Origin of the sequence: Actinotalea fermentans (genome assembly GCF_007991475.1) — a bacterium.
Taxonomy (GTDB): Bacteria; Actinomycetota; Actinomycetes; order Actinomycetales; family Cellulomonadaceae; genus Actinotalea; species Actinotalea fermentans.
The window spans coordinates 121,442-134,207 of sequence record NZ_BJYK01000001.1 but is presented as its reverse complement, the minus strand read 5'-3'; the positions used below and the strand labels follow the sequence as shown (position 1 = coordinate 134,207).

Annotated in this window: 13 protein-coding genes; 2 read left to right on the top strand and 11 right to left on the bottom strand. The window is 74.6% G+C overall.

Going from position 1 to position 12,766, the window contains the following annotated elements; all coding sequences use genetic code 11:
* Positions 1–14 precede the first annotated feature (14 nt).
* Positions 15–992, bottom strand: coding sequence for a hypothetical protein (locus AFE02nite_RS00620; RefSeq protein ID WP_034247436.1), 978 nt, complete (start codon positions 990–992; stop codon positions 15–17).
* Positions 989–2,428: a hypothetical protein gene (locus AFE02nite_RS00615; RefSeq protein ID WP_146818922.1), complete on the bottom strand. Its 1,440-nt coding sequence runs from the start codon at positions 2,426–2,428 to the stop codon at positions 989–991. The genes AFE02nite_RS00620 and AFE02nite_RS00615 overlap by 4 nt, the downstream gene beginning before the upstream one ends.
* A gap of 303 nt (positions 2,429–2,731) precedes the next feature.
* On the opposite strand from AFE02nite_RS00615, the gene AFE02nite_RS00610 reads away from it, so the two are divergent.
* Together AFE02nite_RS00610 and AFE02nite_RS00605 are read left to right on the top strand one after the other, a co-directional pair.
* Positions 2,732–4,933 (top strand): hypothetical protein, encoded by a 2,202-nt coding sequence (locus AFE02nite_RS00610; RefSeq protein ID WP_146818921.1) that lies wholly within the window; start codon positions 2,732–2,734, stop codon positions 4,931–4,933.
* Entirely contained in the window at positions 4,926–5,369 is a 444-nt protein-coding gene (locus tag AFE02nite_RS00605) for a hypothetical protein (protein ID WP_034245317.1), read from the top strand. The genes AFE02nite_RS00610 and AFE02nite_RS00605 overlap by 8 nt, the downstream gene beginning before the upstream one ends.
* Before the next feature lie 75 nt (positions 5,370–5,444).
* Here AFE02nite_RS00605 and AFE02nite_RS00600 read toward each other — a convergent pair whose 3' ends face one another.
* The 9 genes from AFE02nite_RS00600 to atpD all read right to left on the bottom strand — a co-directional run bounded on the left by AFE02nite_RS00600 (position 5,445) and on the right by atpD (position 12,743).
* Entirely contained in the window at positions 5,445–6,281 is an 837-nt protein-coding gene (locus AFE02nite_RS00600) for an alpha/beta fold hydrolase (protein ID WP_034245315.1), read from the bottom strand.
* 1 nt (position 6,282) lies between these two features.
* A complete protein-coding gene (locus AFE02nite_RS00595) occupies positions 6,283–7,092 on the bottom strand; it encodes an alpha/beta hydrolase (protein ID WP_052113598.1) in 810 nt (269 codons plus the stop codon).
* A 69-nt stretch (positions 7,093–7,161) separates the two neighbouring features.
* On the bottom strand, positions 7,162–7,998 hold the full coding sequence (locus AFE02nite_RS00590) for an HAD family hydrolase (protein WP_052113597.1): 837 nt from the start codon (positions 7,996–7,998) through the stop codon (positions 7,162–7,164).
* Complete coding sequence (locus tag AFE02nite_RS00585; protein ID WP_034245314.1) at positions 7,995–8,300, bottom strand: hypothetical protein; 306 nt, start codon at positions 8,298–8,300, stop codon at positions 7,995–7,997. The genes AFE02nite_RS00590 and AFE02nite_RS00585 overlap by 4 nt, the downstream gene beginning before the upstream one ends.
* A 40-nt stretch (positions 8,301–8,340) precedes the next feature.
* The gene (locus AFE02nite_RS00580) at positions 8,341–9,780 is read right to left on the bottom strand and encodes a GH1 family beta-glucosidase (RefSeq protein WP_034245312.1); all 1,440 of its coding nucleotides are present in this window, start codon (positions 9,778–9,780) and stop codon (positions 8,341–8,343) included.
* 64 nt (positions 9,781–9,844) lie between these two features.
* On the bottom strand, positions 9,845–10,540 hold the full coding sequence (gene nucS / locus AFE02nite_RS00575) for an endonuclease NucS (RefSeq protein WP_034245311.1): 696 nt from the start codon (positions 10,538–10,540) through the stop codon (positions 9,845–9,847).
* Positions 10,540–10,968, bottom strand: a complete 429-nt coding sequence (locus AFE02nite_RS00570) for a DUF2550 domain-containing protein (RefSeq protein ID WP_052113596.1) — start codon at positions 10,966–10,968, stop codon at positions 10,540–10,542. The genes nucS and AFE02nite_RS00570 overlap by 1 nt, the downstream gene beginning before the upstream one ends.
* 12 nt (positions 10,969–10,980) lie before the next feature.
* A complete protein-coding gene (locus tag AFE02nite_RS00565) occupies positions 10,981–11,265 on the bottom strand; it encodes a F0F1 ATP synthase subunit epsilon (RefSeq protein ID WP_034245309.1) in 285 nt (94 codons plus the stop codon).
* A 2-nt stretch (positions 11,266–11,267) separates the two neighbouring features.
* A complete protein-coding gene (gene atpD, locus AFE02nite_RS00560; protein ID WP_034245307.1) occupies positions 11,268–12,743 on the bottom strand; it encodes a F0F1 ATP synthase subunit beta in 1,476 nt (491 codons plus the stop codon).
* Positions 12,744–12,766 lie beyond the last annotated feature (23 nt).

Here is a 12,766-nt window from a genome sequence, read left to right as displayed (position 1 = left end):
GCGGACGCGCCGGGCTACTGGCCCGTCGCCTGGACTCGTGAGTGCTCGGCGCCCAGCACCTCGATGGGATCGCCGGAGCCGGCCGGTGGCACGCGGAACGCGACGACGCTGAGCCACTGGATCTCGAGGTTCGCCGTGATCGTGTCGCGGCCGAGCAGCGCGGCGGTCTGGTCACCGATGCGCATGGTGCTGTCCGCGAGCGTGATCGTCGTGACCGTCCGGATGGTGCCGACGACGATCGCGCCGCCGTCGGCGGTCGCGATCGCGGTCACCCCGGCCGCGTCCGGCGTGTACGTCTCGGCGAACGAGCCGTTGGCGCCGACGACGCCGACGAAGGCGTCCCGCGTCTGCACGATCGCGGAGCGCATCGGGTCGGGCGTGAAGGCCGCCGCGAACTCCGACTGGTCGCCCTTGGTCAGGAGGTCCACGTACTGCGCGACGACGTCCGTCGGCGCCACCGCGAGGTCGGCCGAGTCCGGCGCGACCGGGGCGCTGCCGATGCCGGGCTCGGTGGTCGCGGGCATCGTGATGCCCGGGAAGAGCCGCGACCACGACCACAGGCGGTACTGCGCGCGGGGGTTCTCCTGGACCAGGACGAGCAGCAGCGGCGCCTGCAGGTCGTCCGGCGACTCCGTGACCGCCATGAACGTGCGCGGCCACTCGTCCGTCGTCGGCAGCACCAGCGTCTGCGCACCCTCGGGGATCGGTGTCACGGCATCGGGGTCACCGGCCGCCGACAGCACGTACTCCACGCCGCGGATCTCACGCGCCGGGCCCGTCACCCGCGGGTCGAGCAGGGCCGCGTCCACTGCCGCGTCAGCCTCCGCGAGCGTCGCCGAGACGTCCGCCAGGACGTCGTCGGCCTGCTGCTGGAAGAGCGCCGGGGGCGTCGCCGCCGGCTCGGCGTCGGGCTGGGGAACGGGCAGCGGGGTGCTGCAGGCCGCCAGGACGCCCAGGCTGAGGACGGCCACCGCCGCGCGCAGGCGCCTCATCGGTTGTCCCTCCGTCGGCGCAGGGTCGGCTCGCCCGGTTCGTCGGGCGGCACGGGACCGTGGGAGGGGCCCTCCTGCACGGGACCCGGCTGCACGGGACCCGGCTGGCCCGCGCCCGGCTGGCCCGCTGCAGGCTGTCCGCCCTGGTCCCCCGCGGCCGGCAGCCCCCACGCGCGGCGCCAGGCGTCCGCCGAGGCCGCAGGCGTCCACTGGGTCGCCGCCGGGACCGCGGGCTCGGCGGGTGGGGGCGTCTCGACGGGCGCGGGCGCAGGCGCGGACGTGTCGGCGCCCGGCGCGGTGCGGCGACGGCCGAGCAGACCAATGCGGCGCTCGCGCGGCTCAGAGGTCGAGGCGTCGGCCGGACCGGCGGACGGCCCGCCCGCAGGGCTCGTGCCCGCAGCGGTCGGGGTCACGGCAGCGGCCGGGGTCACGGCCGCCGACTCGGCGGCGCGTCGGGCCCGCCGCGACGTGGGCTCGGTCGGCTGCGCGCCCGTCGCGGGGAACCTGAGCCGCTCGGGGAGCTCGGGCGGGCGCCGACCACGGGCGCGCTGCTCCTCGAGCTCACGCAGCTGTCGGCGGGTGAGCGGGGCCACCGGCACGGCCGCCGCGTCGTCCGCCGGAGCAGGGGTCACGGCCGTCGCCGTGGCGCCCGCGGTCGCGGGCGCAGGGCGCCGTGCGGCACGGCGCCCTGCGAGGAGCATGCGGGCCCACCAGGCCAGCCCGCCGAGGAGCAGGAGGCCGCCGACGACGACGCCCGGCCAGAGCCAGGGCGTGGTGACCACCTGCGGCCAGGCCAGCGACACGGTCGGCGCGTCGGCACCCGGGCCGACCGCGGCCACGAGCACGCTCCAGCGCCCGTCCTGCGCGGTCCACTCGAACTCGGCGTCCCGGTTGCCCGAGACCTCGGTGATCCAGAGGTCGGAGCCGGACGGGTCGGGGGCCGCGGCCTCCTCGGCCACCGTCCCCTCCGTCGCGTCCCCACCCTCCGCCGGTGCCTCGCCCTCCGCCGGTGCCTCGCCCTCCGCCGGGGCCTCGCCCTCGGCCGGGGCCTGCCCCTCCTCGGGCGCAGCCGTCGCGCCCTCCGTCGGCGTGGGCGTGGGCGTGGGCTCCGCCTCCACGTCGTCGGTCGCGAGCACGTGCCACTCCGCGAGCCCCGTGATGCGCGTGTGGGCGTCCCCGCCGACCCAGGCGTCGACGTCCTGCGCGCGGCCCAGGGCGATCACGACGTGCGAGTCCGCGGTCGCGGTGACCGTCACGTCCTCCGCGGCGAGCTCGAGCACGCCGGGGTCCGTCACGATCATCGTCGTTCCGGGCGCCGCCGTGGCGCTGGCGACGAGGACGTCGTCCGCCCGCCACGCGGTCGCCGAGGCGATGCCCAGGGCGATCGCGGCCGCGCCGACGAGGCACAGCAGCGTCGCGAGCACACGCTGGATCACGATGGTTTCCGGGTCCCTTCCGACGACGGTTGCCGGTTCACAATAGGCGTTCCGGGCACCGCCCCACGTGCCGGAGCAGCTCCGCACGCCCGTCCGACGTGCTCCCCGGGGCCCGTGAGCGACGCTCCGGACCGGCGCGAGGCCGCCGCACGGCGGTCCACGAGCCCTCGATCATGGTGCCCTGCTCGGGGTGGGGCCGCACGCCGACGACCGATAGGCTGACCGCCGGGGTTCATGTGTGCACTCGCGCCCGCGCGCCGAGAGCGCCCCCGCACGCGCCGTCGTTCCTTCGAGGAGGCAGTTGTGCCCGACGACCGTTCGACCTTCCCGGTGGTCATGCGCGGCTACGACCGTGCACTGGTCGACCAGCAGCTCGAGGGCCTCCAGCGGCAGCTCGACGACGCACGCAGGCAGGTCGAGCAGCTCGACACCAAGGCGATGCAGATCGCCGGCGAGCTGTCCGAGGCCCACCGGCAGCTGCGGGAGGCCGAGCGCCCGACGTACTCCGGCCTCGGGTCGCGGATCGAGCACCTGCTGCGCTCGGCGGAGGAGCAGTCCTCCGACGTCGTCGCGCAGGCGAACGCGCAGGCGGCCGACGCGATGGCGCGGGCGAAGCTCGCCGCGGGCCAGATGCGGGCACGCGCCGAGAACGAGGTCGCCGAGCTGCTCGCGACGGCGCGCCGCGAGGCGGACGAGGTCCGCCAGTCCGCGTCGTCGGAGGCGGAGAGCACGCTCAGCGCCGCGCAGCGCCGCGCCGAGGAGCTCGTGGGGTCGGCCGAGCGCGAGGCCGCACGCATCTCGAGCACGATCGCCACCGAGGAGAGCGAGCGGCGGACGGGCCTGGAGCGCGAGCTCGGCACCCTGCGCGCCACCGCCGAGCGCGAGACCACCGAGCTGCGCGTGGGCACCGAGCGCTACGTCGCCGAGCTGCGCAACACCGCGGAGGTCGAGACCAGCCGGCAGCGCGAGGAGGCCGAGCGGTACGCGTCGGACCTGCGGGCGACCGCCGACGCCGAGACCACCGAGCTCCGTCGGCGCACCGAGGCGGAGGCGGCCGCGCTGCGCGCCGACGCGGACGGCTACGCGGCCCAGCTCCGCACCAGCGCGGAGTCCGAGGCCGCCGAGCTGCGTCGGGCCGCCGAGGAGGCGGTGGCCGCTCTGCGCACCGAGGCCAAGGAGTACGCCGACGGCGTGCGTGCGGCCGCAGAGCGCGACGCGAAGGCCACCGCGCAGAACGCCGAGACCCAGGCCGCCGCCCTGCGGACGGAGGCCGACCAGTACGCCGCGCTGCAGCGGGCGACCGCCGACCGCGAGGCCGCCGAGCTCCGCGCCGCCGTCACCGACGAGGTGGCCGCGCTGCGCGCCCAGGCCGCGCAGGAGGTCGCCGAGCAGCGCGCCGACGCCGAGCAGTACGCGACGAGCCTGCGGGCCACGGCGGACCGCGAGACCGCCGAGCTGCGCGAGACGACCGACCGGGAGACCGCGCACCTGCGCCAGACCACCGAGCGCGAGACGACGGAGCTGCGCGAGACGACCGAGCGCGGGGCAGCCGAGCTGCGGGCGACGGCCGAGCGCGAGACCAACGAGATGCGCGACCGCACGCGACTGGACATCGAGCGCCTCATCACCGAGGCGCGTCGCCGGGCGAACGAGCTCACCACCGAGGCCAAGACCGAGGCCGACCGCCTCCTCGAGCAGGCGCGCCGGACGCTCGCCGACGCCGAGGTGGAGATCGCGCAGCGCCGCGAGGCCGCGGAGCGGGCCGACGCCGAGCGACACGAGCAGGCGCGGCAGGAGACCGAGCGCCTGGTCGCCGACGCCGAGGCGCACGCCGCCGAGGCGGAGCAGCGGGTGGCGAACGCCCTCGAGCAGGCCGACCGCGTCCGTCAGGACGCCGAGGCCCACGCGAAGGAGCTCATGTCCAACGCGCGCCGCAACGCGGACCGCGTCGTCGCGGAGGCCCGCGAGCACGCCGAGAAGACGCTGTCCGAGGCGATGACGGAGGCCGAGCGCGAGCGCACCACGGCCCAGCGTCAGGTCGAGGACCTGAACCGGCAGCGGGAGGCCATCACGGTCTACCTCGACGAGCTCCGCAGCCTGCTCACCCACGACCCGCTCCCCTCGCGGGACACCCTCCAGCGCGCGCAGGCAGCCGAGGCCCGCTTCGAGGCAGCCGCGACGGCCGCGTCGCAGCAGGCGGTGACCGACGCGCGGGCCGAGCTCGAGGCCGAGCTGGACGACGAGCCGGAGCCCGACGAGGACGAGGCCGAGTCGACGGCGGTGCTCGCCGCGGTCGCCGACGTGCAGGACGACGTCCCGTCCGACCCGGCTGACGCAGAGCCGGTCGACGCGGAGCCGGTCGATGCGGAGGCCTCCGAGGACGAGTCCCCCGACAACGAGCCCGCCGAGGCAGAGCCCGTTGAGGCAGAGCCCGTTGAGTCAGAGCCCGTTGACGACGAGCCCGCCGACGACGAGGCGAAGGCTGGCCCGCGCGGCCGTGCCTGACGACGGGACGGGCCAGTCCAACCAGGACTGGCGGGACGCACGCAAGGAGGCCGCGGCGAACCACGCCCGCGAGCTCGAGCGACGTCGTCAGGCGGAGTCGGCGCAGGCGCGCGCCATGATCGCGGAGTTCGTCGCGGAGGCGAGCCGCCGCGGCATCGCACCCGTGCCGCTGCACGCGCGGAGCTACGACGGCAGGCTGCGTTTCCGCACCCCGCTGCAGGGCTGGTACCTGCGTCGGAACGAGTCCGTCGCGGTCGGCACCGACGGGGAGTTCTACGTCCTGTCCGTCCCGCGGCGCCTCACGTCGCTGGTCACCGGCGCGCGGCCCGAGCCCGACGACCCACCGCTCATCCTGGGCAAGGGTGCCCGCGACGGGGAGTCGATCGACCTGGTCGACGCGCTGCGGATCGCGCTGGGCGACCAGCCCCGCCGCTGACGCCGGCACGGAGACGCGCGGGCGCGAGCGAGCCTCGCACCGCACCCGCGGCAGCGTCGGCCCCGCGATCTCCCGTCAGGAGCCGGCGGCCTCCGCGCGTCGGAGCAGGCGGCTGAGCCCCGAGGCGACGGGCTGCGGGCTCTCGATGCTCGTCATGTGACCCGCCCGGGGCACGATGACGAGGTCGCTGTCGGGCAGCTTGTAGGACATCCCGCGTGCGACGTCGACCGGCGCGATCTCGTCCTCCTCGCCCACGACGACGAGCGAGGGCCCGTCGTACGTGGCCAGGAGCTCCGTGCGGTCGGGGCGCGCCGCCATGGCCTCCTGCGCCCACGCGACGGCCGAGGGACCCTGGTCGCGGATCCACTCCGACATCCGCTCCACGAGGTCCGGACGCGCCACGCGGTTGGTCGGTCCGAGGACCGAGGTGCGCATGCCGTACACCGCCTCGACGCGCTTGTCCGCCAGCACCTGGCGGGCGATGGCGAGGCGACGGGCGCGCGCGTCGTCGTCGTCGGCCGTGGCCTTGGTGTCGACGAGACCCAGGCCGGCGACGAGGTCACGATGCCGCTCGACCATCGACAGGGCCACGTAGCCACCCATGGAGAGGCCCGCGACCACCGCCCGCTCGACGCCCGCCGCACGGAGGGTCGCGGCGACGCCGTCGGCCATGACGTCCACGGACGCGACCGCCGGGTCGGCGCCCACCGCCACCGCGACGTCGGGTCCCGACGGCGACGTCCCGAAGCCCGGCAGGTCGGGCGCGAGGACCGTGCGCTCGCCGGGCAGGAGGTCGGTGACGTCGAGCCACATGCGGTGGTCGACGGGGAAACCGTGCAGCACCACGAGCGGCAGGCTGCCGGGCACCCCTCGACGCAACGTGTGCAGCGCCAGCATGCCGTCCGTCGTCATGTCACCCCTCCGTCCGGGCGCCCGGCCGGGCGCCTCCCGTGTGGTCCTGCTCGTCGTCCTCGGGTACGTCGTCGAGGGCGTCGGGTGCGGCGTCGCCCGACCAGACGGTCGGCAGCCCGGGGTGCCCGGGCAGCACGTGCGCGACGATCTCGTCGAGCACGCGCCGCACCGACGCCTCCCCGACCCACAGGTGCTTGGCGCCCTCGACGCCGATGACCTCTGCCTGCCGCACGGCGGCGAACCTGCGACGCGCCTCGTCGGGGCGCAGGTAGTCGTCGAGCTCCGGCACGAGCACCACGAGCGGCCGCCCGAACGCGTCCCAGGCCGCCAGGTGCTCGTCCGTCGCCCGGTGCAGGGGCGGCGACAGCAGGATCGCGCCCTCCACGGAGGGGTCGGCGCCGTGCATGAGCGCCAGCTCCGTGCCGAACGACCACCCGACGAGCCAGCGCCGCGGCAGGTCCGCGAACTCGGCGTACTCGATGGCGGCGTGGACGTCGAAGCGCTCGGCGTCGCCGCCGTCGAAGGTGCCCTCGCTCCGCCCGCGCGGGCTCGACGTGCCGCGGGTGTTGAAGCGCAGGACGGCGAGGTCGGCGAGCGCCGGGAGGCGCCAGGCCGCCTTGCGGAGCACGTGGCTGTCCATGAACCCGCCGTGCGTGGGCAGCGGGTGCAGGGTCACCAGCGTTGCCGCGGGCGGGCGGTCGAGCGGCACGGCCAGCTCGCCGACGAGCGTCAGGCCGTCGGCGGTGTGCAGCTCGATGTCCTCCCGCCGGGCGGGCAGGACCGTGAGCGCGCGGATCTCGGTCGACTCCATCGGGGCGAGCCTACCGAGCGTCGGGCCGCTGCTCGCCCGCTGTCCGCAGAGAGGCGAGGCGCCCTCGGTTCAGGCGAGCATGGCCTCGAGGACGGCTGCGACGCCGTCGTCCTCGTTCGCCCCGCACACCTCGTCGGCCGCTGCCAGCACCGCGGGGTGCGCGTTCGCCACGGCGAAGCCGCGACCGGCCCAGGCGAGCATGGGCAGGTCGTTGGGCATGTCACCGAAGGCCCAGACCTCCCCCGCGTCGATGCCGCGCGCGGCCGCCCACCGCGCCAGTGCCGCCGCCTTCGACACGGCCGGGTGGTGGATCTCTGCGAGCCCGTCCGCGCCCGAGTGCAGGACGACGGCACGCCCCGCCAGGACGCGGTCGACGGCGCCCACCAGCTCCTCGTCCGGTGTCGCCGCGCTCCGCAGCAGCAGCTTCACCGTGGCGTCGTCCAGGCTCGACTCGATCCGGTCCGTGCGCACGACGTCGGCGGGCACCGGGTGCGGGGACCGGAAGACGTGCTCCACCGCGAAGCCGCCCGGGCGCTCGGCTGCGAACTCGGCGTCGGGGAACGCCCGGCGCAGGTCCCGGACCACGTCGCGGACGAGGTCGTCGGGCATCCCGAGGTGCTCGAGCACGGTCCGTCGCGCGACGTCGTACACGACCGCACCGTTGACGCAGATGACGACGCCGTGCGCGGGCACGCAGGTCAGATGCTCCACCCAGCGGGGCGGCCGCGCCGTCACCAGCACGAGCTGGACGCCCGCCTCGGCGAGCGCCTCGAGCACGCGCGCGGTGCGCACGGACACCGACCCGTCGTCGCGCAGCAGCGTCCCGTCGAGATCGGTGGCGACCAGCCGCGGCCGCGGGGGCGCCGTCCGGCTCGGCCCGGCCGCGGTCGGGAGGACCTGAGTCATCGGCGCCGTCCTCGCGCCTGCCAGCACGCCGTGTGCCAGTGGCGCCGCTCGCCGACGGCGGCCTCGTCGCCCAGGAGGTGGTCCGCGCGCCACGCCACCACGTGCGCGGTACCGGGTCCGATCTCCTGCCGGCACCCCGGGCACACGTACGCCTTGGTGGCCGCTGCGGCGCTCACCGAGCGCACGACCCAGTCGCCGTCCGGCCCGGACTCGGTACGGGTGCCGGCGCGCGCACGCATCTCGTCGAGCTCCGGGTGGGGGCCCGACCAGGGACGCTTGCTCGAGCGACGACCGGAGGGCATGGCGCCATTCTCCCCCGCCCGGCCGGGCGGGTCGGGGACGTCAGGCCGGGGGTGCCCAGTCGGGGCCCGGGACCGTACCGCCCGCGACGAGGTCGCGGTAGAAGTACGCGGAGTCCTTCCACGTGCGCGCGAGCGTGTCGTAGTCCACCCGGATGACGCCGAACCGCCGGCTGAACCCGTAGGCCCACTCGAAGTTGTCCAGCAGGGACCAGACGAAGTACCCGCGCACGTCGGCACCGGCGTCCATGGCCTGGCCGACGGCCTCCACGTGCCGGCGGACGTAGTCGACGCGGCGGTCGTCGTGGACGCGGCCGTCCGGGCTGACGACGTCGTCGAAGGCGGCGCCGTTCTCGGTGATCATCATCGGCAGGCCCGGGTAGCGCCGGTGGATCCCGACCAGCATCTCGGTCATCCCGCTCGGGTCGATGTTCCAGCCCATGGCGGTGTGCGGCCCGGGCTGAGGCAGGAACTCCACGGCCTCGGCGCCGACCCAGGCGCTGTGCACCGAGGCGCCGTGGCCGTCCGCGCTGGCCTTCTCGTGGTCGGCCACGTACCGGCGCACGCGCTGCGTCGAGTAGTAGTTCAGCCCGAGGACGTCGAGGCCCGTGTGCGTGATCGCCAGGTCGCCGTCGCGGACGAACGACCAGTCGGTGACGTGCGCCGTGTCGTCGATGACGTCCTGCGGATAGCGGCCGTCGAGCACCGGCTCGAGGAACACGCGGTTCGCGAGCCCGTCGATCTGCCGGACGGCGTCGACGTCCTCGGGGCTCGTCGGGTCGTCCGGCCGGACGACGTGCAGGTTCAGGGTGAGCGAGAGGGTCGCGGAGTCGCCGAGCGCCTCGCGCACCGCGCGGCCCCCGAGGCCGTGCGCGAGGTTGAGGTGGTGCACCGCGGCCAGCGCGGCCGCGGGCTCGGTGCGGCCCGGGGCGTGCACGCCCGACGCGTAGCCGAGGTAGGCCGAGCACCAGGGCTCGTTGAACGTCGTCCAGACCTTCACGCGGTCGCGGTAGGCGTCGACGACCTTCGCGGCGTAGTCGGCGAACCGCAGTGCGGTGTCCCGCTCGGGCCAGCCGCCGGCGTCCTCAAGGGCCTGCGGCAGGTCCCAGTGGTACATCGTGGCGACCGGGTCGATGCCGGCTGCCAGGAGGTCGTCGATCAGCCGGTCGTAGAAGGCGAGGCCGGCAGCGTTGAACGCACCCGAGCCCGTGGGCTGGATCCGCGGCCACGCGAGCGAGAACCGGTAGGCGTGCAGGCCGAGGTCGACCATGTGCTTCAGGTCCTCGGCGGTGCGGTGGTAGTGGTCGCAGGCCACCGCCCCGCTGTCGCCGCCGCGGACCTTGCCCGGCGTGGCGGCGTAGGTGTCCCAGATGGACGGCAGACGCCCGTCCTCGTCCGCCGCGCCCTCGATCTGGTACGACGCCGTGGCGGCGCCCCAGACGAAGTCGGCGGGAAATGCACGGGCGGCGTCGGGCGTCGTCATGGGGACCATCCTGACGGCGTCGAACCGATTCGTCCTGGGCGTCCAGCAGGCGGGAGCGCGCGTGTCAGAAGAGCCGCGTCGACGCGTCGTCCATGCCGCGCATGGCCTCGTAGTCGAGGACGAGGCACGTGATCCCCCGGTCGTGCGCGAGCACGCGGGCCTGCGGCTTGATCTCCTGGGCGGCGAACACGCCGCGCACGGGCGTCAGGTGCGGGTCACGGTTCAGGAGCTCGAGGTAGCGCGTGAGCTGCTCGACGCCGTCGATGTCACCGCGGCGCTTGATCTCGACGGCGACGGCCCCGCCCGCCGGGTCCTTCGCGAGGATGTCCACGGGTCCGATCGCCGTCGGGTACTCGCGCCGGACGAGCACGTGCCCGGCGCCCAGCAGGTGGATCTGCTCGGCGAGCAGCTTCTGCAGGTGCGCCTCCACGCCGTCCTTGACCAGGCCCGGGTCGACGCCCAGCTCGTGCGCGGAGTCGTGCAGCACCTCGTGCAGCTCGATCTCCAACCGGTCGTCGGACTTCGCGTGCTGCACGTGCCAGATCTCGACGACGCCGCGCGCAGCCGCGTCGTCGTCCGGCTCGGCGACCGCCAGAGAGCACGGCGGGCTCATCCAGTTCAGAGGCTTGTACGAGCCGCCGTCGGAGTGCAGCAGCACGCTGCCGTCGGCCTTGACCACGACGAGCCGGGTCGCGAGCGGCAGCTCCGCGGTGAGCCGCCCCGTGTACCGGGCGGCGCACCGCGCGACGACCAACCGCACTAGATCACTCCCTTGATCGGCCGGGGGCCGGACTCGAGCCACGACACCAGGCCCGCGTAGGCAGGCGCGGAGACCATGATCTGGAACGCCTCGTCACCGTGCCGGCAGTGCACGAGCAGCAGCGGCCGGCCCGCCTCGTCGACCTGTCCGACGGGCACGCGCTCGACGAGCTCCAGCTCCAGGCGCGACCACGCGCGCGCCGGCCGCGGCGCGAGCGACAACGTGCGCCACCACAGGAGCCGCTCCCGGGTGTACTGCGCGATCCCCGGCTGCCACATCCGCTTGATCTCCTCGCCCGTGTTGAGCAGGCAGGAGAACGACGCGACGCGGCGCGTGAGCGTGCGCTGGCGGGACACGTACAGGCCCACGAAGCCGCCCAGCACGAGCAGCACGGCCCCCAGGCCGAGCAGCGTCGCCAGTGCCTCCACGCGCCGTGGCCCTCAGCGGCCGCGCCCGCGACCGGCGTCGGTCTCGGTCGCGGTGTGGACGACGACGGTCACCTTGTCGCCGTCCACCGAGAGGAAGCCCTCGTCCACCCGCACCGAGCGGGTCGCGCCGTCGGTCGCCGTGATCCGCACCTCGCCCTCGCGCAGGATCGCGAGGAGCGGCGTGTGCCCGGGCAGGATGCCGACGTCGCCGTCGGCCGCCGGGGCGCTGACCGCCTGCGCGTCGCCGCGCCAGACGCGGCGGTCCGCCGCGACGACGTCAACCTCGAGGTGCGCCACGGTCAGCCCAGCTCCTTCTGGATGCGCGCGTGCGCCCGCTCCAGGTCCTCGAGGCCACCGATGTTGAAGAACGCCTGCTCCGGCACGTGGTCGAACTCGCCGTCGCAGATCTTCGAGAACGCCTCGATGGTCTCCGACAGCGGCACCGTCGAGCCCTCGACGCCGGTGAACGCCGTCGCCATGTAGGTGTTCTGGGACAGGAACTGCTGGATGCGCCGCGCGCGGTTGACGACGATCTTGTCCTCCTCGGACAGCTCGTCGACGCCCATGATCGCGATGATGTCCTGCAGCTCCTTGTTGCGCTGGAGGATCGACTTCACGCGGGTCGCGGTCTCGTAGTGGTCGCGGCCGACGTAGCGCGGGTCGAGGATCCGCGAGGTCGAGGCCAGCGGGTCCACCGCGGGGTACAGACCACGCGCGGCCAGGTCACGGGTGAGCTCGGTGGTCGCGTCGAGGTGCGCGAACGTCGTCGCCGGTGCCGGGTCGGTGTAGTCGTCGGCCGGCACGTAGATCGCCTGCAGCGACGTGATCGAGTGGCCACGCGTGGAGGTGATGCGCTCCTGCAGCTGGCCCATCTCGTCGGCGAGGTTCGGCTGGTAGCCGACGGCGGAGGGCATGCGGCCGAGCAGCGTCGAGACCTCCGAGCCCGCCTGCGTGAACCGGAAGATGTTGTCGATGAAGAGGAGCACGTCCTGCTTCTGCACGTCGCGGAAGTACTCCGCCATCGTCAGCGCGGACAGGGCGACGCGCAGACGCGTCCCCGGCGGCTCGTCCATCTGGCCGAAGACGAGCGCCGTCTGCTTGATGACGCCCGACTCCTCCATCTCCGCGATGAGGTCGTTGCCCTCACGCGTCCGCTCCCCCACGCCGGCGAACACGGAGACGCCGTTGTGGTTGGTGGCGACGCGGTAGATCATCTCCTGGATCAGGACCGTCTTGCCGACGCCGGCACCACCGAACAGACCGATCTTGCCGCCCTGCACGTACGGGGTCAGGAGGTCGATGACCTTGATGCCGGTCTCGAACATCTGCGTCTTCGACTCGAGCTGGTCGAAGGCCGGGGGCTTGCGGTGGATCGGCCAGCGTTCGGTGACCTCGAGCTTCTCATCGCCCTTGAGGTTGAGCACCTCGCCGGTGACGTTGAAGACGTGGCCCTTGGTCACGTCGCCGACGGGGACGCTGATGGCGGCCCCCGTGTCGCGCACGACGGCGCCGCGGACCAGGCCGTCCGTCGGCTTCAGCGCGATGGCGCGCACCATCGAGTCACCCAGGTGCTGGGCGACCTCGAGGGTCATCGTGAAGGTCGACTCGCCCTCGCCCTGGGCGGAGAGGTCGATGTCCACGTGGAGCGCGTTGTAGATCTCGGGCAGCGCGTCCGCGGGGAACTCGACGTCGACCACGGGGCCGATCACCCGGGCGACGCGACCGGTCGCGGGACCCGTGTGCCGGGAGGCGGTCTCGCTGGTGGTGGCAGTCATGTGTCCTCGCTCTGTTTCGGTCC